A 22,008-nucleotide genomic window follows, 5' to 3' on the forward strand; every position below is an offset into this window, starting at 1 on the left:
TGCCCGAGATCGTCGACCTCGACGAGTGGGGCTACCCGGTCGTCACCGGCGAGGTCACCCCGGAGCTGCTCGACGACGCCCGCGCCGCCGTCCGGATGTGCCCGCGGCTTGCTCTGCGCCTGGACACCTGAGCGGGCCGCCGCCAGCTGTAACGCCGTGTTACCCCTTCCTCCGACCATGGTGCAACAAGGCCGGGAGGTGGGGTAACACGGCGTTACAGCGAGGCGCGGCGGCCCGGAGCGGCGCTCAGTCCGAGGTCGCGAACGCGGCGTCGAACGCGGCGCTGGGGGCGTCGAAGGCGAGCCGGCGGACGAACTCGAGGGCCTCGGGGGCGCCGACGAGGCGGTCCATGCCGGCGTCCTCCCACTCGACCGAGATCGGGCCGTCGTAGCCGATCGTGTTGAGCATCCGGAAGCACTGCTCCCACGGCACGTCGCCGTGGCCGGTGGAGACGAAGTCCCAGCCGCGGCGGGGGTCTGCCCAGGCGAGGTGCGACCCGAGCCGGCCGTTGCGACCGTTGCCGGTCAGACGCTTCGCGTCCTTGCAGTCCACGTGGTAGATCCGGTCCTGGAAGTCCCACAGGAACCCGACCGGGTCGAGGTCCTGCCACACGAAGTGCGAGGGGTCCCAGTTGAGGCCGAAGGCCTCGCGGTGCCCGATGGCCTCCATCGTGCGCACGGTGGTCCAGTAGTCGTAGGCGATCTCCGAGGGGTGCACCTCGTGGGCGAACCGCACGCCGCACTCGTCGAAGACGTCGAGGATCGGGTTCCACCGGTCGGCGAAGTCCTGGTAGCCGGCGTCGATCATCTCCGGGGAGGCCGGCGGGAACATCGCGACGTACTTCCAGATCGAGGACCCGGTGAAGCCGATGACGGTCCTGACGCCGAGCTTCTGCGCGAGCCGCGCGGTCAGCTTCATCTCCTCGGCGGCACGCTGCCGCACGCCCTCGGGGTCGCCGTCGCCCCACATCTTCGCCGAGAGGATCGCCTGGTGGCGTCCGTCGATCGGGTCGTCGCAGACGGCCTGGCCCTTGAGGTGGTTGGAGATCGCGAAGACCTTCAGCCCGTACTTCTCCAGCAGGTCGAGCTTGCCCTGCACGTAGGCGTCGTCGTCGGCCTGCCACGGGTCGAGGTGGTCGCCCCAGCAGGCGATCTCGAGCCCGTCGTAGCCCCACTCCGACGCGAGCCGGGCGACCTCCTCGAACGGCAGGTCGGCCCACTGCCCGGTGAACAGCGTGATGGGTCGTGGCATGGTGCGTTCCTTCCTAGGTGGTGGGCTCAGCGCACGCCGAGCAGGTGCTCCATCGCGAGCTGGTCGAGGGCCTCCATCGCGACGCTGCGCTCGCGCAGCGTCGCGAGGTCGAAGGTGCCCTCCGTGAACTGAGCGCGTACGTCGTCGAGCGACTCCCCCGGCGCCACGGTGGGCTCCTGGAGCTCGGCGACGCCCGCGGCGTCGAGGGCGGCCGCGACCTCGGGGTCGGCACGGAACGCCTGCACCCGCTCGCGCAGGATCAGGTAGTTGCGCATGCAGCCGCGCGCGGACTCCCAGACCCCGTCGATCGCCTCGGCCCGCGGCGGCTTGTAGTCGAAGTGGACGTAGCCGTCGTAGCGCAGGTCGGTGCCGGCGCCGAGCATCGCGTCGACGGTCCAGAACGCACCCCGCAGGTTGCCCGCGCCGAAGCGCAGGTCCTGGTCGAAGCGCGGACCGTGCTGGCCGTTGAGGTCGATGTGGAAGAGCTTGCCGTGCCACAGGGCCTGGGTGATGCCGTGGGCGAAGTTGAGGCCCGCCATCTCCTCGTGGCCCACCTCGGGGTTGAGGCCCACCAGCTCGGGGTGGTCGAGCTCGTCGATCAGCGCGAGCGCGTGCCCGATGGTCGGCAGCAGGATGTCGCCGCGCGGCTCGTTGGGCTTGGGCTCGAGTGCGAAGCGGATCGGGTAGCCCTTCTCGATCACGTAGGCGCAGACGATGTCGAGCGCGTCGCGGTAGCGATCGAGCGCGGCGGCGACGTTCTTGCTGCCACCGTGCTCGGCACCCTCGCGGCCGCCCCACATCACGAACGTCTGGGCGCCCAGCGAGGCCGCCAGGTCGATGTTGCGCAGCACCTTGGCCAGTGCGTAGCGGCGCACCTCGCGGCTGTTGGCCGTGATCGCACCCTCCTTGAACACCGGGTCGGAGAACGTGTTGGTGGTGACCATCTCCACGACCAGGCCGGTCTCGTCCAAGGCCTTGCGGAACCGCCCGAGGGTGGCCTCGCGCTCGGCGTCGTCGGGCAGCAGGTCGTCGTCGTGGAACGTCACCGCGGCGGCGCCGAGCTCGGCGAGCCGGTACGTCGCCGCCACGGGGTCGAGCAGCTCGCGACTGGCGGGGCCGAACACGTCGACCCCCTGCCAGCCGACCGTCCAGAGCCCGAAGGAGAACTTGTCCTCGGGCCGTGGGGTGTAGGCGTCAGTCATCGGTGGGGATCTCCTGCCAGGTGCGGGTCTCGGAGCTGGTCTCGACGGCGGCCAGCACGCGCTGGACCTGGAGCCCGTCGGCGAAGCCGGGCGCGGGGTCGGTGCCGGCGGCGATCGCGCCGACCAGGTCGACGACCTGGTGGGTGAAGCCGTGCTCGTAGCCGAGCCCGTGGCCGGCCGGCCACCAGTGCCCGACGTACGGGTGCGTGGGCTCGGTGACGAGGATCCGGCGGAACCCCGCGGTGTCGTCGTCCTGGGTGGCGTCGTAGAACTCCAGGACGTTCATGTCCTCGAAGTCGAACGCGAGGCTGCCCCGGGAGCCGTTCACCTCGATCCGGATCGCGTTCTTGCGGCCGGTGGCGAAGCGGGTCGCCTCGAAGACACCCATGGCGCCGCCGGTGAACGTCGCGAGGAACGACGCGGCGTCGTCGACGGTGACCGGGCCGCGCTCGGTCGTGGTCCCGCCGCCCCCGAGGCTGCCGGCGGTCTCGCCCGCCGGGTAGGGGCGCTCCTTGACGAAGGTCTCCAGACGGCCGGTCACCTCGCGGATCCGCTCGCCGGTGATGTACTGCGTGAGGTCGACGACGTGGGCGCCGATGTCGCCCAGCGAGCCGGAGCCCGCCTGCGCCTTGTCGAGCCGCCACGACAAGGGCGCCTCGGGGTCGACGATCCAGTCCTGGAGGTACTGCGCGCGCACGTGCCGGATCTCGCCGATCCGGCCCTCGGCGACCAACCGGCGGGCCAGCCCGATCGCGGGCACGCGGCGGTAGGTGAAGCCGACCATGGAGCGGACGCCGTTCGCGTGGGCACGCCGGGCAGCGGCGGTCATCGCCTCGGCCTCGGCGACGGTGTTGGCGAGCGGCTTCTCGCACAGGACGTGCTTGCCCGCGTCGAGCGCCGCGATCGCGATCTCGGCGTGGGTGGACCCGGGAGTGCAGATGTCGACGAGGTCGACGTCGTCGCGGGTCACGGCCTCGCGCCAGTCGGCGGAGCTGGCGTCCCAGCCGAGGCGGACGGCTGCGGCTGCGGCTCGGCCGGCGTCGTGGCCGACGACGAGCGACATCTCGGGGGTGAGCGGCAGGTCGAAGAAGTGGGGTGCGGTGCGCCAGGCCTGCGAGTGGGCGTTGCCCATGAAGGCATGCCCCACCATCGCGACGCGCAGGGTGGATCGAGGTGACTCAGTCATGGTGACTCTCCCGTGAGGTCTGCGGGCCCACCCCCGGGACGGGGCGGGGGCGGGCCCGCGATGTGCTGCCGACCGGTGTCGGTCAGGACTCGAACGCGGTGTCGATGTACTGGTCGACGTTGTCCGCGGTGACCACGGGGGCGTAGAGCTGGACGGTGCGGGGCACCTCGACCTCGACGAGGTCGGCCAGCGCCTTCTGCTGGACCAGCAGCCGCGCGAGGCGGATGCCGTCGGCGGCCTGGGTCGACGGGTAGATGACCGTCGCCTTGAGCACGCTGTCACCGGACTGGATGGCCTCCATCGCGTTCTTGGAACCGGCGCCGCCGATCATCGTGAACTCGTCACGACCGGCGTTCTCGATCGCCGCGAGCACGCCGACGCCCTGGTCGTCGTCGTGGTTCCACAAGAAGTCGATCTTCGGCGCGGCCTGCAGCAGCTGCTCGGCGGCGTCCGACCCGCCCTCGACGGTGAAGTCGGCGGCGACCCGGTTGTCGACGTCGAGGCCACACTCGGCGAGCGCGTCCTTGAAGCCCTGGCTGCGGTCCTGGGTCAGCGGCAGCGAGTCGATGCCGGCGAGCTCGGCCACGATGGCGTTCTTGTCGCCACCGGCGTTCTCGCAGACGTACGCACCGGCCGAGACACCCATGCCGTAGTTGTCGCCGAGGACGGTGACGCGGGCGGCGTTGGGGTCGTCGAACTCGCGGTCGACGTTGATGACCGGGATCCCGGCGTCCATCGCCTTGAGCGCGATGGGCGTCATCGCGGCGCCGTCGAAGGGCAGCAGCACGATCGCGTCGACCTTGTCGTTGATGAAGGTCTCGACCTGGCTGATCTGGACGGCCACGTCGTTGGTGCCCTCGGCGACCCGCAGCTCGATGTCGTCGTACTTCGCGGCCTCCTTCTTGGCCGACTCGGTGATCGAGCCCATCCAGCCGTGGTCGGCGGCGGGCGCCGAGAAGCCGATGACGACCGTGTCGCCGGTCTCGTCGTTCGAGCCGGCCGGGGCCGCTGCGGGTGCGTTGGCGTCGTCCTTGCTCGTGTCGTCGCCGTCGCTGTTGCTTGTGCAGGCGGTGAGCGCGAGGACCGCGAGGCCGGCGACGAGGCCGGTGGCGAGCCGGGTGCGGCTCTTCGAGGTGGTGGACCGCAGGGACATGGTGGTGCTCCTTGCTCGGGCAGTTGGGGTGGTGCGGGTGGTGTGGTGCAGGTGGTGCGGGTGGTGTGGTGCAGTGGTGGCGCGGCGGACCGCTCGGTGCCGCTAGGTGGTGGTGCTCCGAGACGCCAACCGCTGCTGCAGGAGCACGGCGGCGACGATGATGGCTCCCTTGAAGAGCGACTGCTCGGAGAAGGAGCGGTTGTTGAGGATGAAGATGTTGGTGAGCGTCGAGAAGATGAGGACGCCGAGCACGGTGCCGACGATCGTGCCGCGGCCACCGGTCAGCAGGGTGCCGCCGATGACGACCGCGGCGATGGCGTCGAGCTCGTAGAGGTTCCCGTGGGTCGAGCTGCCGGTCGTGGTGCGGGCCACCAGCAGCAGGGCGGCGATGCCCGCGCAGACGCCGACGAGGACGTAGAGGTAGACGGTGTGGCGCTTGACGTTGATGCCTGCGAGCCGGGCGGCCTCCGGGTTGCCGCCCACGGCGACGGTGCGGCGGCCGAACGTGGTGCGGTTGAGCAGCACCCAGCCGATGACCGCGACGATCGCGAAGATCCAGATGGAGACGTCGACGCCGAGGATCTCCCGGTTGAAGAAGTCCTTGAAGCCGCTGACGTCGGTGCCCTTGGCGCCGAGGATCTGGGTCTTCTTGTCGCTGATGATCTCGGCGAGGCCGCGGGCGCTGGCCAGCATCGCCAGCGTCATGATGAACGGCACGATGTTGCCGTAGGCGATCAGCAACCCGTTCACCAGGCCGCAGCCGGCTCCGACCAGGATCGCGATCAGGACCATCATGGTCCAGTGGCTGTCCTCGGCGAACTGCTGGCTGGCCAGGGTCGTGCACCACACCGACGACAGCGCGACGATCGCGCCGACCGAGAGGTCGATGCCGCCGCCGATGATCACGAACGTCATGCCGATGCTGACGACGCCGATGGTGGCGGCGAGCCGCAGGACCGTCAGCGCGTTGTCGGTGGAGGTGAACCGGTCGCCCGCACTGACCGCGCCCACGACACAGATCAGCGCCAGCGCGACGACGAGTCCCGCGTTGCGGCCGACGCTGGTGCGGAGCAGGGCCAGAGCAGGGTTGTACTCACGATCGGTCTCGAGCGCGGCCCGCTCGACGCGGGCGGTGTCGTGGCTCATGCGGGAACCCTTCCTTCCATGACGAGGTCGAGGACCCCTGCCTCGTCGATCGCAGTGGCAGCGGACTCGTGGACGACCTCGCCCTCCCGGACGACGAGGACGCGGTCCGCCAGGCCGAGCACCTCGTCGATCTCGCTGGACACGACCACGACGGCGACGCCGCGGTCGGCGAGTGACCGGATGAGCTGGTAGATCTCCGAGCGGGCGCCGACGTCGACGCCGCGGGTGGGCTCGTCGAGCAGGAGCACCCGGCAGTCGCGCAGCAGCCAGCGGGCGAGCACGACCTTCTGCTGGTTGCCGCCCGACAAGGTGTTGGCCGCGCGGGTCACCCCGTCGGGTCGTACGTCCATGCTCCGGGTCAGCTCGAGAGCACGCCGACGCTCCTCGCGCTGGTCGAGGAAGCCCAGCCGGGCGAACCGGGCCATCGTGGAGACCGTGATGTTCTTGTACACGGCCTCGTCGAGCAGCAGGGCCTGGCTCTTGCGCTCCTCGGGTGCCAGGCCGATGCCGGCCCGGACCGCGTGGCCGACCGAGCCGCGGCGCAGGACCTTGCCGTCGACGGCGACGGTGCCGGTCGACGCCCGGCGAGCGCCGTACACGGTCTCGAGGATCTCCGACCGGCCCGCGCCGACGAGGCCCGCGAGTCCGACGATCTCACCGGCGCGCACGGTGAGGTCGACGCCCGTGAACACGCCGGCGAGACCGAGGCCGCGCACCTCGAGGACCGGACCACCGAGGTCGGGCCCGCGCTCCGCCCGCGGAGGGAAGACGTACTGGATGGAGCGGCCGGTCATCAGCCGGATCAGCTCCGAGGTCGGGGTGTCGGCGACCGCGAGACCGGTGGCCACGGTGCGGCCGTCCTTCAAGACAGTGATCCGGTCCCCGATCTCGCGGATCTCCTCCAACCGGTGGGAGATGTAGACGACGGCCACGTTCGCGGCGGCGAGGTCACGGATCACCCGGAAGAGGTTGGTGACCTCTTCCTGGTCGAGGACCGCCGAGGGCTCGTCGAGGATCAGCAGCCGGGTGTTGCGCGAGAGCGCCCGCGCCATGCTCACGATCTGCTGCTTGGCCGGCGAGAGCTCGCCGACGATCCGGGTCGGCGAGATCTCCGGGTGACCGAGCCGGGCCAGGAGCTCGCGGACCCGCTCGTAGGCGCGGTGCCGGTGGGTGAAGCCCGCCCTGGACACCTCGTGACCGAGGAAGACGTTCTCGGCGACGTCGAGGTGGGGCACCAGGTCGAGCTCCTGGTAGATCGTCGCGACACCGCGGTCGATGGCCTTCGCCGGCGTCGAGAACGAGGCCTCCTCGCCGTCCCAGGCGATCGTGCCCCCGTCGGGGTGGTGGAAGCCCGAGAGCACCTTGATCAGCGTCGACTTGCCGGCGCCGTTCTGGCCGATCAGGCAGTGCACCTCGCCGGCACGCACGTCGAGGTCGACGCCGTCCAGGGCGCGGACACCGGGGAACTCCTTGACGATGCCGGTCATCTGGAGCAGCGGCTGGGCGCCGGGCGCGCCGGTCATCTGGCTGGTCATCGGGCTCCTCCGGAGACGGCGGCCGGCGGCCGCGTGACGAGCGTCGGATCGGTGAAGACGGCCTCGAGCACGACCGCAGCGCCGCCGCGCACAGCGGCGGCGAAGCCGAGCGTCGAGACCACGACCTGGGTGCCGCCCACGTGGGGGGCCACCACGCCGGCGGCGAGCTGCTGCTCCATCGCCGGGCGCAGGTGCCGGCCCAGGTGGGCGAAGTAGCCGCTCAGCACGATGGCCCCGGGGTTGAGGGCGTTGGTGAGGATCGCGGCTCCGATGCCGAGCCAGCCGCCCACCTGGTCGAGCGCGGCGACGGTGCGGGCATCGCCGAGCCGGGCGCGGCGGTCGATCTCGGCCAGCCGGTCGTCGAGCGAGAGGCTCGGGTCGCGCACCGGGTCGTCGGGGTCGGCGACCGCGCCGAGCAGCGCCCGGAGTCCGCAGACGGTCTCCCAGCACCCGATCCGACCGCAGCCGCAGCGGCGGCCGCCGGGATCGACGATCATGTGGCCGATCTCGCCGGCGTACCCCTGGCGGCCGCGCAGCAGCCGACCGTCGGCGACGATCCCGCCGCCGAGACCGACCTCGCCGTACAGCACCAGCAGGTCCTGGCGGGTGGGGTCGCCGGGCTGCGCCTCGGCGGTCGCCGCCAGGTTGCCCTCGTTGTCGAGGAGCACGGGGTACGCCGCGCCCAGCCGGCCACGGAGCTCGGCGCCGAGCGGCACGTCGCGCCACCCGAGGTTCGGCCCGAGGGTGAGCACGTCGCGGCCGCGGTCGAGCAGGCCCGCCACCCCGACCCCGAGCCCGACGACCTGGGCGCCGGCGGCGCGGACCTCGTCCTCGGTGCGGGCCACCAGTGCGACGAGGCGGTCGAGCACCTCGTCCACGCCGAGGCCGGAGGCGTCCAGGGACTCGCGGCGCTCGGCGACCACCCGGCCGCGCAGGTCGAGCGCGACGGCGGAGACGTGGTTGACGCTGATCTCGGCCCCGAGGCCGCACACGTCCCGACCGTCGAGCTCCACGGTGGTGCCGGGGCGGCCCAGGCCGCTGCGCTCGACGCCGCCGGTGCGGACCAGGCCGAGCTCCTCGAGCTCGACGACCAGGCCCGAGACCGCCGACCGCGACAGGTCCAGCTCGTCGGCGAGACGGGCGCGCGAGCGCGGGCCCTGGCCGCGCAGCTGGCGCAGCACGGCGCCGAGCTTCTCGGTGCGGGAGGACGTGTCCGGCATCACGCGGCCCTCCCTTCGTCTCGCTCCACCCGGGCTGTGTGACCGTGGTCACCCGTTTGTTGGATCGAGACTCAAAGTAGGACCGCGCTCGAGCGCTCCGCAAGCATTTCCCAGCGAAAGTTCCTTAGATCACCCGCAGACTTTTAAAAGTGACCTGACAAAGTACGCCTGGTCTAGCCCGCGCAACGACAGCGCTCCGGACGAAGCGATCGGGTCAGGAACGCTCAGGCGGCGTAGACGGAGTCGCTGATCAGGCGGGCAGCACCGATCACGCCGCACTCGTCGCCCAGCTCACTGAGCACGATCGGCAGGCTGCCGGTGGCCAGGGAGAGGGAGCGGCGGTAGGTGACGCCACGGATCTCGGCCAGCAGGCCGTGCCCGAGGCCGGTGACCCGGCCGCCGATCACGATCAGGCCGGGGTTGAAGAACGAGACCAGGCTGGCGAGCACGTGCCCGATGTGCCGCCCGCTGTCACGGATCAGCTGGACGGCCTGGGCGTCACCGCGCGAGACGGCCAGTCCGACGTCGGCGGCGGTCAGCTCACCCTTCTCCTCCAGCAGGGCCGCCAGGACCGGCGAGCGGCCCGCGCGGGCGGCGGCCGTCGCGTCGCGGGCGAGCGCCGCCCCACCGGAGAACGCCTCCAGGCAGCCGGTGTTGCCGCACGCACAGGTCGGCCCGAAGTCGTCGACCCGGATGTGCCCGATGTCGCCGGCGCAGCCGTCGACGCCGCGGTAGAGCTCGCCGCCGATGACGATGCCGCAGCCGATGCCGGTGCCGATCTTGACGAACAGGAAGTCGCTGGCGCCCTTGGCGACGCCGGCGTGCTGCTCGCCGAGCGCCAGGATGTTCACGTCGTTGTCGAGCACCACCGGGCAGCCCAGCTCTCGAGACACCGCGTCGCGGACCGGGTAGCCGTCCCACCCGGGCATGATCGGCGGCGAGACCGGCACCCCGCGGTGGAAGTCCACCGGGCCGGGCACCCCGACGCCGGCGCCGGCGAGCCGGGTCACCCCGACCTCGGCCAGCAGCTCGCGCACCTGCTCGAGAGCGGTCGCGAGGACGACCTCGGGGCCCTGCCGGATGTCGCACGGCTGATGGCGGGTGGCGAGCACGGCCAGACGCCCGTCGGTCACGCCGACGGACATGCCGGTGGCACCGATCGCGATGCCGACGAACCGGATCTCCTCGGCCAGGTCGACCATCGTCGAGCGTCGCCCGCCGCGCGACGCAGCAGGGCCCGCCTCCTGCGCCAGGCCGAGCTCGCCCAGGCGGGCGACCTCCGCGGCGATGGTGGTCCGAGACACCTGGAGCCGGTCGGCGAGCTGGGCCTTGGACAGCGGACCCTCGTCACGGAGCTCGGCGAGCAGCCGGGCCTGCGTGGGGGTCTCGGCCCGACCGGCCAGGGAATGGCGCACGGAGGGATACTCCCACGCGGCACCCAGCGACGGACGCCGACCGGTCAGACGCCCAGCTCCGCGATCCTGGCCGCCACGTAGTCCCCGAACTCCTGGTGGCCGGCGGCCGTGAGGTGGAGCCGATCGTCGAGGTAGTCCAGCGCGAGGCCCGACGTGCGGACGTAGGGGACGCCGTACTGCTCGGCGAGGGAGGCGAGCAGGGCGTCGACGTGGGGTACGGCGGCGGCGCGCGACGGCGCGCTCGCCGGGCCGACCACGACGACGCTGCGGCCCTCGAGGGTCAGCATCAACCGGGCGAACCCGGCTCGGATCTCGGCGTCGGGCTGGTCGTAGTCGTTGAGCCCGCCCTCGACGACGACCAGATCGGCGCCCCCACGCACCGCGGCCGCCGTCCGGTCGGCGAAGGCGACGCGGCGGCAGGCGCTGGCGTGCGACGCGAAGCCCGACCCGGAGAAGCCCGCCACGTGCACGGTGCCCGGCAGCCGGGACGGCCAGGACGCAGCGGGGCGCTCGAGGCCGAGGCCGGCCGACCAGGAGTCGCCGATGACCACCACGCGCGCACCGGTCCCGGTCACCGTGGCGGCCCGGGCGGCCGAGTCGTGTGCGAACCGCTCGCAGCGGTCGGCGTCGGCCCGGGCACCGTCGGCGACGTGCACGACGAGCAGCGCGACGACCACGAGGACGAAGACCGCGCCGAGCGCAGCAGTGCGACGGCGTAAAGACCGATGCGAGCCCATGCTCGCGACCCCCCGGAGGACCACGACAGCCATGATGCGGTCCAGACCGGTACGGCGCGGGCGATGTTGCCAACCCGTGATGAATCCGCAAGAAATCCTGTCAGGCTGGGCGCCATGAGCGAGCTCCTGGACGTGACCCTGCCCGACGGCCGGACCGTGGAGGTGCTCACCGGCGGCGATCCTTCCGGCTACCCGTGGCTCTTCCACGGCGGCTCCCCCTCGGCGGCCGCGCCGTGGGACCTGGTCGACGGGGCGGCGCGCTCGCACGGACTGAGGATGCTCACCTACTCCCGGCCCGGCTACGGCGGCTCGACGCCGCGACCGGCGGCCGGGCGGTACGCCGACGACGTGATCGAGTCGAGGGCCGTGCTCGACGCGCTCGGGGTCGACGACTTCGTCACGCTCGGCTGGTCGGGCGGCGGTCCGCGGGCCCTGGCGTGCGCCGCGCTGCTGCCGGACCGGTGCCGGGCCGCGGCGTCGCTGGCGGGCGTGGCGCCGTACGACGCCCCCGACCTGGACTGGTTCGCGGGGATGGCTGAGGAGAACCACGAGGAGTACCACGCCGCCGAGGCCGGCCGGGAGACCTACGAGGCGTACGTCGTCGAGCACATGCTGCCGATGCTCGCGGCCTCGCCCGACGAGCTGGCCGACGGGATGGGCGGACTGGTGACGCCCGTCGACCGCGACGCCCTCACACCCGACTTCGCCGACTGGCTGAGCCGGACGTTCCACCGCGCCGGCGCCCAGGGCGCCGCCGGAGTGCGTGACGACGGGCTCGCCGCGGTGGCGCCGTGGGGTTTCGACCTGGCCGACATCACCGTCCCGGTGGCGATCTGGCAGGGCCGCCAGGACGCCATGGTCCCCTACGAGCACGGCGCCTGGCTGGCCGTCCACGTCCCCGGCGCCCAGGCGCACCTGTTCGAGGACGAGGGGCACCTGTCGCTGGTCACCAAGCTCGACGAGATCCTCGCCGACCTGCTGCGACTGGCGGATCTCCGCGCCGGCGCATGAATCGAGCGGAGCGTGGGTAACGCTCGTCCCATGGAAGAGACGCCTATCTGTGCCGAGGTCGAACGCGACCTCGGGATCTCGTTCGACGAGATCACCGGACCGCGCCCGGAATGGGCGCCCGCGGCGAGCTGAGGCTCGCGCTGGATCGATCCCGCGCGCTGAGCCGGCTCGGCGGCTCAGCCCCTACTCTCCGTCACCCCACCGGGTAGGCGGCCAGCTCTCCGGCGAGGTCCTCGTTGGCGCGCCCGACGACGATCGTGCCGTCGCCGGTGTGCTCCATGGAGTCGATCTCGCCGTGCTGGTGCAGCCGGTTGATCAGGTCGCCGCGTTCGTAGGGCACCAGAGCGGTGAACTCCACGCTCGGGCGGGGCAGCTCGCCCTCGATCGTGCGCAGCGCCTCGGCGATCCCCTCGCCGGTCCTGGCCGAGACGACGACCGAGTGCGGCTCGCGCTGGCGCAGCCGGGCCAGCACCATCGGGTCGGCGGCGTCGGCCTTGTTGATCACGACCAGCTCGGGCACGTCGGTGGCGCCGATCTCGGCGAACACCTCGCGCACGGCGCTGATCTGGCCCTCGGGGTCGGGGTGGGACCCGTCCACCACGTGCAGGATCAGGTCGGAGTCGGCGACCTCCTCCAGCGTCGAGCGGAACGCCTCGACCAGCTGGTGGGGCAGGTGCCGCACGAACCCCACGGTGTCGCTCATCGTGTAGACCCGGCCGTCGGAGGTGGTCGTACGCCGCGTGGTCGGGTCGAGCGTCGCGAACAGCGCGTCCTCGACGAGGACCCCGGCGTCGGTCAGCCGGTTGAGCAGCGAGGACTTGCCGGCGTTGGTGTAGCCGGCGATCGAGACGCTCGGGATGCGGTGTCGTCGGCGCTCCTGGCGCTTGGTGTCGCGGGTGCCCTTCATGTCGCGCAGCTCGCGGCGCAGCTTGGCGATCTTGGTGTTGATGCGGCGGCGGTCGGTCTCGATCTTGGTCTCACCAGGACCACGACCGCCGATGCCGGCACCCGCGGCCACACGGCCACCGGCCTGGCGCGAGAGGTTGCCACCCCAGCCGCGCAGGCGCTGCTTCATGTAGTTGAGCTGGGCCAGCTCGACCTGGGCCTGGCCCTCCTTGGACTTCGCGTGCTGGGCGAAGATGTCGAGGATCAGCGCGGTGCGGTCGACGACCTTGACCTTGAGCCGGTCCTCGAGGTTGCGCAGCTGGCTGGGCGCGAGCTCGCCGTCGCAGATCACGGTGTCGGCGCCGGTCGCCTGCACGATCTCGCGCAGGCCCTCGGTCTTGCCGCGGCCGATGTAGGTCGCCGGGTCGGGCGTCTGGCGCCGCTGGTAGATCGCGTCGAGGACCTCCGAGCCGGCGGTCTCGGCGAGCAGCGCGAGCTCGGCCATGGAGTTCTCGGCGTCCTCGACCGAGCCCTCGGTCCAGACGCCGACGAGCACCACGCGCTCGAGGCGCAGCTGGCGGTACTCGACCTCGGTGATGTCCTCGAGCTCGGTGCGCAGGCTCGCGACGCGGCGCAGCTGGTGGCGCTCGGCGAGGTCGAGGTCGCCGGTGGAGAGCTCCTCGGGGTCGGGCTCGTCCAGGTCGGGCTCGGCGTACCCCGACTCGAAGTCGTCGGCGTCGTCGACGTACTCGTCGGCGCCGTCGGGGTCATCCCATCCCTGTGTGGCCTCGAGCTCGGAGTCGAGGTTGAAGTCGGGTGCGTTCGTCATATGGGGAACAGCGTACGTTTCGTTCATCTGTCCAGACCAACGCTTAACCTGGAACCGTGATTCCCCCGGTCCCGTCCGGCCTCCGCCTCCTCGGGATCACCGGAGCACCCGGCGCCGGCAAGTCCACGCTCGCGGCCGCCTTGCGCGAGCGCGACGGGGTCGCCGTGGTCCCGATGGACGGATTCCACTACGCCGACGTCGAGCTGGTCCGTCGCGGCCTGCGCGAGCGCAAGGGCGCGCCCGAGACGTTCGACGCGGAGGGGTACGCCGTCCTGCTGCGGCGGATCCGGGCCGGCGAGGCCGACGTCGTCGCGCCGATGTTCGAGCGCGACCTCGAGCAGCCGATCGCCGGCGCGATCGCGGTGCCGGCCACGGGGCCGGTCGTGACCGAGGGCAACTACCTGCTGCTCGACGAGCCGCGGTGGCGGGCGGTGCGTGCATCGCTCGACGCCGTCTGGCACGTGGTCCTCGACGACGCGGTGCGCGTCGAGCGGCTGGTCGAGCGGCACATCCGGTTCGGGAAGACCCCGGAGGAGGCGCGCGCCTGGGTCGCCAGCGTGGACGAGCCCAATGCCCGGCTCGTCGAGGCCTGTCGCGAACGCGCCGACCTGGTGGTCGAGCTCGGGTGACCGCGTCAGCCGCCCTCGGCCGCGAACTCCCCCGGCGTGAGGCCGGTGACCGCACGGAAGTCGCGACCGAAGTGGGCCTGGTCGGCATAGCCGAGGTCGGCCGCGACCCGGGCGAGGTCGGGACGGTCGTCGGCGCGCAGCCGCTCGGCGGCCTCGTGGAGCCGGCGGCGCTGGACCAGCCACTTGGGGCTGAGACCGATGCGGCGGGCGGTGAGCCGCTGGAGGGTGCGCTCGGTGATCGAGAACTTCTCGCACACCTGGCCGACCCGGTGGACGTCGGAGTCGCCCTCGACGTACTCGACGATCGCGTTGACCAGCAGCCCCTCGTCGTCGACGGGCAGCAGCCGCCGCAGCCAGTCCTCCATGAGGCTGACCGCGGCGTGGCGTCGGTCGGGGTCGTGCGGGTCGACGCCCACGGTCGCGCGGATGCTGTCGACGAGGTCGGCGTCAGCGAAGGGCACTGCCGCGTCGGTGAGCCGCTGCACGGGACCGCCCACGAGCGTGAGGCCGGCGGCCGGCTGCAGCATGGTGCCGAGCGCCCACCCGGAGCCGCTCAGCTCGGTGGTGGACAGCCCGCTGCTCGGACCGACGAGCATCGCGTAGGTGTCGGAGACAACGACCAGGCAGACGGGGTACTGCAGGACCCGCTGGACCGACACGTGGCCCTCCGGCAGGGACCACACCGGCATCCAGTAGCGCCGCACGACGGCCGCCAGGTCGGGCGAGGGCGCGAACCGGTGGATGGGCGGGCTGTAGCCGCTGGGGTCGAGCAGGTGGGCGCGCTCGGTGGGATCGATGCGCCGGATCTGGCCGCTGCCCGTCATGTGTCGGATTCTTGCAAGAGCCACCGACGGTCGGTTCCGGATGCTGAGCGGCATGAACTTCTTCCTTGACGCCGCAGACCGTTTCACCGACCTCGTGACCGCGACGACCGACTGGTCGGCCTCCAGCCCGTGCGAGGGCTGGACCGCCACCGACGTGCTCGACCACGTCGTCGACACCCAGCGCGACTACCTGACCCGGATGGACCTCCCCGTCAGCGACCGCCCGTCGGGCTCACCGGCCGAGGTCTGGGCCGCCCACCTGGCCGCCGTACGTCCCGTGGCCGCTGATGGGTCGGTGCGCGCGCGGGAGTACGACGGGTTCTTCGGCCGCACCACGATCGGCGCGACGCTCGACGACTTCTACGGCTTCGACATGGTCGTGCACGGCTGGGACCTCGGCTCCTCGCAGGGCGCTCCGACGACCTTCACCGAGGCCGACATGGATGCGCTGGAGGCGGCCATGGAGGGCTACGGCGAGCACGCGTACGACGAGGGGGTGTTCGGCCGGCCCGTCGAGGTGCCCGCCGACGCCGACCGGCAGACGAAGCTGCTCGCGCGGATGGGCCGCCGATAACGTTGACCCGCCCGAAACTTTCGGGCGGGTCAACGTCGGATCACTTCGGGGGCATGCGGATGCCGCCGTCGACGCGGACGACCTCGCCGTTCATGTAGCTGTTGGTGATGCACTCGACGACCATGCTCGCCAGCTCGTCCGGGACGCCGAGGCGCTTGGGGAACAGCACGCTCTCGCCGAGCTTGGCCTTGAACGCCTCGGCCTGCTCGCCCTCGCCGTAGATCGGGGTGTCGATGAGGCCCGGCGCGACGGTGTTGAGGCGGATGCCGGCGGCGGAGAGGTCGCGGGCGACCGGGAGCGTCATGCCGACGACGCCCCCCTTGGAGGCGGAGTACGACGCCTGGCCGATCTGGCCGTCGAAGGCCGCGACGCTGGCGAGGTTGACGATCGCGCCACGGCAGCCGTCGGCGTCGGGCTCGTTGCGGCTCATCGCGGTGGCGGCCAGCCGGGTCATGTCGAAGGTGCCGATCAGGTTGATCGCGATGACCTTGCGGAACGCCTCGAGGTCGTGGGCGGAGTCGAACTCGCCGTCACGGCCGATCGTGCGCTGGGCCCAGCCGATGCCGGCGGAGTTGACGCACGCGCGCAGCGGCGCGATCTCGGCGGCTGCCTCGACCGCGGCGCGGATCTGGTCGGTGTCGGTGACGTCGACCTGGGCGAACACGCCCCCGATCTCCTGGGCGAGCGCCTCACCCTTGTCCGCCTGCAGGTCGGCGACCACGACGATCGCGCCCTTGGCGGCGAGCTGGCGGGCGGCGGCCGCGCCGATGCCCGACGCTGCGCCCGTGACGATGGCACTGGCTCCGTTGATGTCCATGGGCGCGAGCATAACCACGCTCACAGTCACGCTGTCACGGTCGGGTCGCGGGGTTCGGCTGCTCAGAGCGCAGCCGTCCCCCGCGCGACGATCACGGCGGGGCCGGCGAGCAGCACCCGGTCGTCGGTGGTCCACGTAACGGTGAGGGTGCCGCCGGGGACGTCGACGCGGTAGGACACGTCGGCGTCGGTGGGGCGCGTGCCGTCGGCGAGCGCCGAGGCCACCATCACCGCGCAGGCACCGGTGCCGCACGAGCGGGTCTCCCCCGAGCCGCGCTCGTGCACGCGCATCGCCACGTGCCGCTCGCCGCGGCGCACGACGAACTCCACGTTGACCCCCTCGGGGTAGGTCCCCGGGTCGTGGCTCGGAGGGTCGAGCAACGACCCCACCGGCCCGTGCGGGTCCAGGGAGTCGACGAACGCCACCGCATGCGGGTTGCCCATGTTGACGTGCCGCGCTGGCCAGCTGCGGGTGCCGACCCCCACCACGGTGTCACCGAGGACCTTCGGGGTGCCGAGGTCGGCCGTGATCAGGTCGCCGTCGACCGCGACGACCTTCAGACCGTCGCGCGTGTCGACCTCGACCGGCGACGCGGGGTCGACGAGGCCCTCCTCGACCAGGTGCCGCACGAAGACCCGGAGGCCGTTGCCGCACATCTCGCCGATCGAGCCGTCGGCGTTGCGGTAGTCCATGAACCACCGGCCCTCACGACGTACGACGCGCAGCACCCCGTCACCACCGATGCCGGCGCGCCGGTCGCACAGTGCGCGCACGCGCTGCGCCATCTCCTCGGCGGACAGCCCCCCGTGGATCGTGCCGTCGTGGTCGGGCAGCAGCACGAAGTCGTTCTCGGTGCCGTGCCCCTTGAGGAACGGGTAGGGCTCAGGCATAGAGACCTCGCTCGTAGTTCTCGGGCCGGTAGTAGTCGTCCAGCTGCTCGGGCGTGAGCCCGCTGGGCTCGACGGTCGCCGCGATCACCGCCCGGCGCGGGACGACCCCCTCGGGGTCCCAGGTCTCGGGCTTCCACAGTCCCGAGCGCAAGAACGCCTTGGCGCAGTGGAAGAAGACCTCCTCGATCTCGACGACCACGGCCAGCAGCGGCCGGTGCCCCTTGACGACCATCTCGTCGAAGAACGGCGCGTCGCTGACCAACCGGGCGCGGCCGTTGATCCGCAGCGTGTCGCCGCGGCCGGGGATCAGGAAGTTCAGCCCGACATGGGGGTTCTCGAGGATGTTCTTGTAGCCGTCGGCCCGCTTGTTGCCGGGGCGCTCCGCGATCGCGATCGTGTGCTCGTCGATGACGTGAACCAGGCTGCCCGCCGGGTCGCCCTTCGGTGACGCGTCGCAGCGGCCGTCGGCCGACGAGGTCGCGAGCACGCAGAACGGCGAGGCCGCGAGCCAGTCGCGATCGACGTCGAGCAGCGCGGTGCGGCCCTTGTCCCGGGCGCGGGCGTTGGGCTCGCCGAGCAGGCCGACGAGCTCCTCGACGGTGTCGATCTCGGTCCAGGCGCGTTCGACGGGGGCGGTCTCCACGCCTTTACGGTACTGGCGCCGTCACCTCGGTTGACGGCGTACGACGGTGGCTGAGCCACCTCCGCGCCGGTCCGGCTCGGCCGCGACCGTGAGCCGGCCGCCGGGTCCGAACTCGATGCCGGTGGCCGCACCGATCTCGTGGGTGCCGGTGAAGATGTCGTCATAGGTCTCCACGTCATGGCCGAGCGCCTCGAGCGCGTCGCCGTACCTGCGCACGAAGGCGGGCTCCGCGAGGTCGGCGGGCGTGTTGCGCTGGCTGGCGCGGCCGGCCGCGATCGCCTCCGGCAGGCTCATGCCGAGGTCGAGGCGGTCGACCAGGATCTGCAGCACCGTCGTGATGATCGTGGAGCCGCCGGGCGACCCGACCGCGAGGAGCGGCTTGTCGTCGCGCAGCACGATCGTCGGCGCCATCGAGCTGCGCGGCCGCTTGAGCGGCTCGATGCGGTTGGGGTCCTCGGGGTCGTAGACCGGGCTGAAGTCGGTGAGCTCGTTGTTGAGCAGGAACCCGCGGCCCGGCACCACGATCCCCGAGCCGCCGGTCTGCTCGATCGTCAGCGTGTACTCGACGACGTTGCCCCACCGGTCGGCCACGGTGAGGTTGGTGGTCTCGACGTTCTCGGTGTCACGGGCGGCCGTCCCGGCAGCGCGGCCGGGGGCGCAGAGGCCGTCGTACGACGACACGTCGCCGGCCGCGACCGGCTTGTCCGCGGCCTGCGCCGGATCGATCCCACAGGCGCGCTCGGCGGCGAAGTCGTCGCTGAGCAGGTCGTCGAGGGGTACGTCGACCTGGGACGGGTCGCCGACGTACGCCGAACGGTCGGCGAACGCGAGCGCACTGGCCTCGAGGTAGAGGTGCAGGGCCTCGGCACGGGGGAGGGAGCCGAGGTCGTAGCGCTCGAGGATGTTGAGGGCCTCCCCGACCGTCGAGCCGCCGGACGAGGACGGCGCCATGCCGTAGACGTCGAGGCCGCGGTAGCCGATGTGCGTCGGCTGCTGGTCGAGCGCTCGGTAGCGGGCGAGGTCGCGGCGGACCATGTGGCCCGGCGGCACCGGCAGCGTCGTGCTCTTCGTCGTCGGCGGGCGCCGGACGGCTCGGACGATCTGGCCCGCCAGCCGTCCTTCGTAGAACGGGCGGGTGCCGCGGTCGGCCAGGAGGTCGTAGGTGCGCGCGAGGTCGGGGTTGCGGAAGACGCTGCCGACCCGGGGGGCGTGCCCGCCGCGGTAGTAGAGCCTGCGGGTCGGCGTGAAGGCGTGGAAACGGCGTTCGTTCTGCACGACCTGGCCGTGGAACGTCTCGTCGACGACGAACCCTCGGCGCGCCAGGGTCTCCGCCGGTTCGAGCGACTGGGCCAGTGAGCGGGTCCCCCAGCGTTCCAGCGCACGCTGCCAGGTGGCGAGCGTGCCGGGCACGCCCACCGACACCCCGCTGGTCACCAGCGCGGGCGAGAAGCCGTAGGGCTTGCCGGTCCTGGGGTTGATGAACGCGTCGTGCGGCATCGCGGCCGGGGCCGTCTCACGACCGTCGATCGTGTGGACGCTGCCGGACTGCGCGTCGTAGTAGACGAAGTAGCCGCCACCACCGATGCCGGCGCTGAACGGCTCGGTCACCCCGAGCGCAGCCGCGGTCGCGACCGCGGCGTCGACGGCGTTGCCACCGCGGCGCAGCACCTGCAGCCCGATGCGGGAGGCGTACGGGTCGACGGACGCGACGCCGCCGCCGTACCCCCGCGCGGTCGGGACCTTCGGTGGGCCGTCGGGCGCAGCATCCGCGGGTGGCGCGAGCAGCGCGGAGGAGAGGAGGACGGACAGGGCGAGCGGTACGACGATCCCGAGACGACGCATACCCGGGCCCGTGCCCGGTCAGCCGGCCGGCGAAACCGCGTAGCGCGCGCAGAGGAACTCGCGGTTCTGGCCCTGCTCCTCGAGCCGCAGCTCGAGACGTCGCGGCAGCAGCGGCGCGCCGCCGCCCAGGGTCACCGGGGCGTACTGCACCCACACCTCGTCCAGCAGACCGGCGTCGGCGAACTGCCCGACGAGATCGCCGCCACCCATCAGCCACAGGTCCTTGCCGCCGGCCGCCTCGGTCATGGCCGCGTGGACCTCGCGCACGTCGTCGGTGGTGACGGTGATGCCGTCCTGCGGCGCGAAGTCGCGGTGGGTGAAGACCCACGCGGGCATCGTGAAGTCCCACCCGCCCGGGTCGTTGTCGAGGATCCACTGGTAGGTCGTCGCGCCCAGGGCGGCCGCGCCGATGCGGGGCCGGAAGCTCGCGTAGCTCATCGGCCCGTCGTCGGCGATGTCGCGGCTGAGCAGCCAGCTCAGGGAGTTCTCGGGATCGGCGATGAAGCCGTCGAGCGAGCTGGCGGTGTAGTAGATCGTCGTCATGGGGTGCCTCCGGATCGTCGTCGCAGCCAGGTGATGGGATCGCCTCCGTCGGTCTCGTGGCCGAGCTCGCGCAGCATGGCGCGCACGGTCATCCGGCGGTGGGCGGCGTACGTCAGCACGTCGGCGAGGATGCTGCCGACCACGAAGCTCTCGGGCGGCTCGCACAGCGCGTCGACGATCAGGTCGTCCCAGGCGTCGCGCCGGCCGATGTCGCGGACCGTCTCCAGCCAGCGCTGCGCCAGGTCGTCGTGACGCTCGAGCAGGGCGGCGGGGTCGTCCGAGCGGTCGGTCGGGAGCTCGCGGCCGAGGATCGCCGCGAGCCACACCTCCTTGGTGAACACGGTCCGCTCGAGCACCGCCGCGACCGACGGCTCGGGGCCCTCCCACTCCGAGACCACCAGGCCGGGGCGCAGCTCCCGGCGGTAGTCGGCCTCCGGCAGCTGCTCGGCGTGGTCGATGAGCGCACGGGTGTCGTCGAGGTCGTGATGGACCATCAGGTCCAGCGGCTGGGTCATCGTGTGCTCCCCGGTGTGCACCCACAGCGACGTGGGTGGATGGAAGTGGATGCCGTTCGGCGCCGGCAGCCAGTGGCCCTGCGTGCCGGCCCGGGCGCCCGTCTCCGACGGCGGATGGCCGAACCCGCGGGCGTAGGCGCGGCTGAACCCCTCGACGGAGTCGTATCCGGCGGCGAACGCCGCGTCGGTCACCGACGTGCCCTGCCGCAGCTGCCAGGCCGCGCGCTCGAGCATCACCCGCCGCCGCATCGCGACCGGCGCCTCCCCAGCCCCGGCCGAGAGCTGCCGGCTGAAGTGGTACGGCGACGCGAACGCCCCGACCGCCATCTCCTCCAGCGACGCGTGCTGCCCGTCCAGCACCGCGTCCAGCAGCTCGCGCAGCCGATCCCGTCCCGCCATGCCGATCAGTCTGGCGCCGGTCGGCCCTCGGCCGCTTGACCGATCTTGCTCACCCAGCGCCGAGCCGGCGTGGGAGGGCGGTGGTGGCGGCCACGGCGAGATCGACCAGGTCGGGGTCGTCGTACCTGATCCAGGTGATCCGGGGGTCCTTGCGGAACCAGGAGTCCTGGCGGCGGGCGAAGCGGCGGGTGGCGATGACCGTGCGCTCGCGGGCCTCGTCGAGGCTCAGCTCGCCGGCGAGGTACGCCGACACCTCGCGGTAGCCGATCGCGCGACCGGCGGTGCGACCCTGGGCCAGGCCCTCCTCGAGCAGCCGCTCCACCTCGGCGACGAACCCCGCCTCGAACATCGCGTCGACGCGGGCGGCGATCCGCTCGTCGAGCGTGGGCCGGTCGATGTCGACGCCGACCTGCACGGTGTGCGGGTCGGCGTACTCCAACGTCGGCAGCGACGCGGAGAACGGCCGGCCGGTGATCTCGACGACCTCCAGCGCGCGCACGATGCGGCGACCGTTCTCGACGAGGATCTGCGCGGCAGCCGCGGGATCGACCGAGCGCAGCCGCTCGTGCAGCACGGCCGGACCGATTTCGGCGAGCTCCACCTCCAGCCGCTGCCGCACCGCCTCGTCGGTCCCGGGGAACTCGAAGCGGTCCAGGATCGCGCGGGTGTAGAGCGCCGATCCGCCGACCAGCACGGGCACCCGTCGCCGGCCCCGGATCTCGCCGATCGCGGCGCGCGCCCACCCCTGGAACTCCGCGACGG

The 22,008-nt window shown here is 72.2% G+C and carries 22 protein-coding genes; 4 read left to right on the forward strand and 18 right to left on the reverse strand.

Annotated elements, in window-relative coordinates:
• The first annotated feature begins 8 nt into the window (after window positions 1–8).
• On the forward strand, window positions 9–131 hold the full coding sequence (locus Q0L15_RS25030; protein WP_366939613.1) for a hypothetical protein: 123 nt from the start codon (window positions 9–11) through the stop codon (window positions 129–131).
• Between the two features lie 115 nt (window positions 132–246).
• Here the strand turns inward: Q0L15_RS25030 and Q0L15_RS19495 are convergent, their stop codons facing one another.
• The 9 genes from Q0L15_RS19495 to Q0L15_RS19535 form a co-directional block, all read right to left on the reverse strand.
• Window positions 247–1,251 (reverse strand): sugar phosphate isomerase/epimerase, encoded by a 1,005-nt coding sequence (locus Q0L15_RS19495; RefSeq protein ID WP_296606233.1) that lies wholly within the window; start codon window positions 1,249–1,251, stop codon window positions 247–249.
• A 26-nt stretch (window positions 1,252–1,277) separates the two neighbouring features.
• Window positions 1,278–2,453: a xylose isomerase gene (gene xylA, locus Q0L15_RS19500; protein ID WP_296606235.1), complete on the reverse strand. Its 1,176-nt coding sequence runs from the start codon at window positions 2,451–2,453 to the stop codon at window positions 1,278–1,280.
• Window positions 2,446–3,639, reverse strand: coding sequence for a Gfo/Idh/MocA family oxidoreductase (locus Q0L15_RS19505; protein ID WP_296606236.1), 1,194 nt, complete (start codon window positions 3,637–3,639; stop codon window positions 2,446–2,448). Before Q0L15_RS19505 ends, xylA begins: the two co-directional genes overlap by 8 nt.
• A gap of 82 nt (window positions 3,640–3,721) precedes the next feature.
• Window positions 3,722–4,792, reverse strand: a complete 1,071-nt coding sequence (locus Q0L15_RS19510) for a substrate-binding domain-containing protein (protein WP_296606238.1) — start codon at window positions 4,790–4,792, stop codon at window positions 3,722–3,724.
• A 102-nt stretch (window positions 4,793–4,894) separates the two neighbouring features.
• A complete protein-coding gene (locus Q0L15_RS19515) occupies window positions 4,895–5,938 on the reverse strand; it encodes an ABC transporter permease (protein ID WP_296606239.1) in 1,044 nt (347 codons plus the stop codon).
• The gene (locus Q0L15_RS19520) at window positions 5,935–7,473 is read right to left on the reverse strand and encodes a sugar ABC transporter ATP-binding protein (RefSeq protein ID WP_296606240.1); all 1,539 of its coding nucleotides are present in this window, start codon (window positions 7,471–7,473) and stop codon (window positions 5,935–5,937) included. The genes Q0L15_RS19515 and Q0L15_RS19520 overlap by 4 nt, the downstream gene beginning before the upstream one ends.
• Window positions 7,470–8,693: an ROK family transcriptional regulator gene (locus Q0L15_RS19525; protein WP_296606242.1), complete on the reverse strand. Its 1,224-nt coding sequence runs from the start codon at window positions 8,691–8,693 to the stop codon at window positions 7,470–7,472. The genes Q0L15_RS19520 and Q0L15_RS19525 overlap by 4 nt, the downstream gene beginning before the upstream one ends.
• Before the next feature lie 224 nt (window positions 8,694–8,917).
• Window positions 8,918–10,108: an ROK family transcriptional regulator gene (locus tag Q0L15_RS19530; RefSeq protein WP_296606243.1), complete on the reverse strand. Its 1,191-nt coding sequence runs from the start codon at window positions 10,106–10,108 to the stop codon at window positions 8,918–8,920.
• Window positions 10,109–10,152: 44 nt separating this feature from the next.
• Window positions 10,153–10,845, reverse strand: coding sequence for an SGNH/GDSL hydrolase family protein (locus Q0L15_RS19535; RefSeq protein WP_296606245.1), 693 nt, complete (start codon window positions 10,843–10,845; stop codon window positions 10,153–10,155).
• A gap of 114 nt (window positions 10,846–10,959) precedes the next feature.
• Between Q0L15_RS19535 and Q0L15_RS19540 the strand changes: the two genes are divergently transcribed.
• Complete coding sequence (locus tag Q0L15_RS19540) at window positions 10,960–11,856, forward strand: alpha/beta fold hydrolase (protein WP_296606246.1); 897 nt, start codon at window positions 10,960–10,962, stop codon at window positions 11,854–11,856.
• Between the two features lie 193 nt (window positions 11,857–12,049).
• Here the strand turns inward: Q0L15_RS19540 and hflX are convergent, their stop codons facing one another.
• Complete coding sequence (hflX, locus tag Q0L15_RS19545; protein ID WP_296606248.1) at window positions 12,050–13,570, reverse strand: GTPase HflX; 1,521 nt, start codon at window positions 13,568–13,570, stop codon at window positions 12,050–12,052.
• 56 nt (window positions 13,571–13,626) lie between these two features.
• Here hflX and Q0L15_RS19550 point away from each other — a divergent pair, with 56 nt between their 5' ends.
• Window positions 13,627–14,199 (forward strand): nucleoside/nucleotide kinase family protein, encoded by a 573-nt coding sequence (locus tag Q0L15_RS19550; RefSeq protein ID WP_296606250.1) that lies wholly within the window; start codon window positions 13,627–13,629, stop codon window positions 14,197–14,199.
• 5 nt (window positions 14,200–14,204) lie between these two features.
• Here Q0L15_RS19550 and Q0L15_RS19555 read toward each other — a convergent pair whose 3' ends face one another.
• A complete protein-coding gene (locus Q0L15_RS19555) occupies window positions 14,205–15,023 on the reverse strand; it encodes a helix-turn-helix domain-containing protein (RefSeq protein ID WP_296606251.1) in 819 nt (272 codons plus the stop codon).
• A 52-nt stretch (window positions 15,024–15,075) separates the two neighbouring features.
• Here Q0L15_RS19555 and Q0L15_RS19560 point away from each other — a divergent pair, with 52 nt between their 5' ends.
• Window positions 15,076–15,597: a maleylpyruvate isomerase N-terminal domain-containing protein gene (locus Q0L15_RS19560; protein ID WP_296606253.1), complete on the forward strand. Its 522-nt coding sequence runs from the start codon at window positions 15,076–15,078 to the stop codon at window positions 15,595–15,597.
• A 40-nt stretch (window positions 15,598–15,637) separates the two neighbouring features.
• Here Q0L15_RS19560 and Q0L15_RS19565 read toward each other — a convergent pair whose 3' ends face one another.
• The 7 genes from Q0L15_RS19565 to miaA all read right to left on the reverse strand — a co-directional run.
• Complete coding sequence (locus Q0L15_RS19565) at window positions 15,638–16,414, reverse strand: SDR family NAD(P)-dependent oxidoreductase (RefSeq protein ID WP_296606254.1); 777 nt, start codon at window positions 16,412–16,414, stop codon at window positions 15,638–15,640.
• Between the two features lie 62 nt (window positions 16,415–16,476).
• Entirely contained in the window at window positions 16,477–17,304 is an 828-nt protein-coding gene (dapF, locus tag Q0L15_RS19570; protein ID WP_296606256.1) for a diaminopimelate epimerase, read from the reverse strand.
• Window positions 17,297–17,947, reverse strand: a complete 651-nt coding sequence (locus Q0L15_RS19575; protein WP_296606258.1) for a pyridoxamine 5'-phosphate oxidase family protein — start codon at window positions 17,945–17,947, stop codon at window positions 17,297–17,299. Before Q0L15_RS19575 ends, dapF begins: the two co-directional genes overlap by 8 nt.
• Before the next feature lie 21 nt (window positions 17,948–17,968).
• Window positions 17,969–19,789, reverse strand: a complete 1,821-nt coding sequence (gene ggt, locus Q0L15_RS19580) for a gamma-glutamyltransferase (RefSeq protein WP_296606260.1) — start codon at window positions 19,787–19,789, stop codon at window positions 17,969–17,971.
• 18 nt (window positions 19,790–19,807) lie between these two features.
• Window positions 19,808–20,332, reverse strand: a complete 525-nt coding sequence (locus Q0L15_RS19585) for a dihydrofolate reductase family protein (protein ID WP_296606261.1) — start codon at window positions 20,330–20,332, stop codon at window positions 19,808–19,810.
• The gene (locus Q0L15_RS19590) at window positions 20,329–21,246 is read right to left on the reverse strand and encodes a helix-turn-helix domain-containing protein (RefSeq protein WP_296606263.1); all 918 of its coding nucleotides are present in this window, start codon (window positions 21,244–21,246) and stop codon (window positions 20,329–20,331) included. Before Q0L15_RS19590 ends, Q0L15_RS19585 begins: the two co-directional genes overlap by 4 nt.
• A gap of 49 nt (window positions 21,247–21,295) precedes the next feature.
• Window positions 21,296–22,008: tRNA (adenosine(37)-N6)-dimethylallyltransferase MiaA (miaA, locus tag Q0L15_RS19595; protein ID WP_296606265.1), on the reverse strand; the 713-nt coding region annotated here is incomplete at its 5' end.

The sequence above is a fragment of the Nocardioides sp. genome (assembly GCF_024509035.1).
GTDB lineage: Bacteria > Actinomycetota > Actinomycetes > Propionibacteriales > Nocardioidaceae > Nocardioides.

Bases quoted from the DNA above. Each gene is read 5' to 3' on its own strand.
- Q0L15_RS19495 (WP_296606233.1), bottom strand. From the start codon at position 1,251: ATGCCACGACCCATCACGCTGTTCACCGGGCAGTGGGCCGACCTGCCG.
- xylA (WP_296606235.1), bottom strand. From the start codon at position 2,453: ATGACTGACGCCTACACCCCACGGCCCGAGGACAAGTTCTCCTTCGGG.
- Q0L15_RS19505 (WP_296606236.1), bottom strand. From the start codon at position 3,639: ATGACTGAGTCACCTCGATCCACCCTGCGCGTCGCGATGGTGGGGCAT.
- Q0L15_RS19510 (WP_296606238.1), bottom strand. From the start codon at position 4,792: ATGTCCCTGCGGTCCACCACCTCGAAGAGCCGCACCCGGCTCGCCACC.
- Q0L15_RS19515 (WP_296606239.1), bottom strand. From the start codon at position 5,938: ATGAGCCACGACACCGCCCGCGTCGAGCGGGCCGCGCTCGAGACCGAT.
- Q0L15_RS19520 (WP_296606240.1), bottom strand. From the start codon at position 7,473: ATGACCAGCCAGATGACCGGCGCGCCCGGCGCCCAGCCGCTGCTCCAG.
- Q0L15_RS19525 (WP_296606242.1), bottom strand. From the start codon at position 8,693: ATGCCGGACACGTCCTCCCGCACCGAGAAGCTCGGCGCCGTGCTGCGC.
- Q0L15_RS19535 (WP_296606245.1), bottom strand. From the start codon at position 10,845: ATGGGCTCGCATCGGTCTTTACGCCGTCGCACTGCTGCGCTCGGCGCG.
- Q0L15_RS19540 (WP_296606246.1), top strand. From the start codon at position 10,960: ATGAGCGAGCTCCTGGACGTGACCCTGCCCGACGGCCGGACCGTGGAG.
- hflX (WP_296606248.1), bottom strand. From the start codon at position 13,570: ATGACGAACGCACCCGACTTCAACCTCGACTCCGAGCTCGAGGCCACA.
- Q0L15_RS19555 (WP_296606251.1), bottom strand. From the start codon at position 15,023: ATGACGGGCAGCGGCCAGATCCGGCGCATCGATCCCACCGAGCGCGCC.
- Q0L15_RS19560 (WP_296606253.1), top strand. From the start codon at position 15,076: ATGAACTTCTTCCTTGACGCCGCAGACCGTTTCACCGACCTCGTGACC.
- Q0L15_RS19565 (WP_296606254.1), bottom strand. From the start codon at position 16,414: ATGGACATCAACGGAGCCAGTGCCATCGTCACGGGCGCAGCGTCGGGC.
- dapF (WP_296606256.1), bottom strand. From the start codon at position 17,304: ATGCCTGAGCCCTACCCGTTCCTCAAGGGGCACGGCACCGAGAACGAC.
- ggt (WP_296606260.1), bottom strand. From the start codon at position 19,789: ATGCGTCGTCTCGGGATCGTCGTACCGCTCGCCCTGTCCGTCCTCCTC.
- Q0L15_RS19585 (WP_296606261.1), bottom strand. From the start codon at position 20,332: ATGACGACGATCTACTACACCGCCAGCTCGCTCGACGGCTTCATCGCC.
- Q0L15_RS19590 (WP_296606263.1), bottom strand. From the start codon at position 21,246: ATGGCGGGACGGGATCGGCTGCGCGAGCTGCTGGACGCGGTGCTGGAC.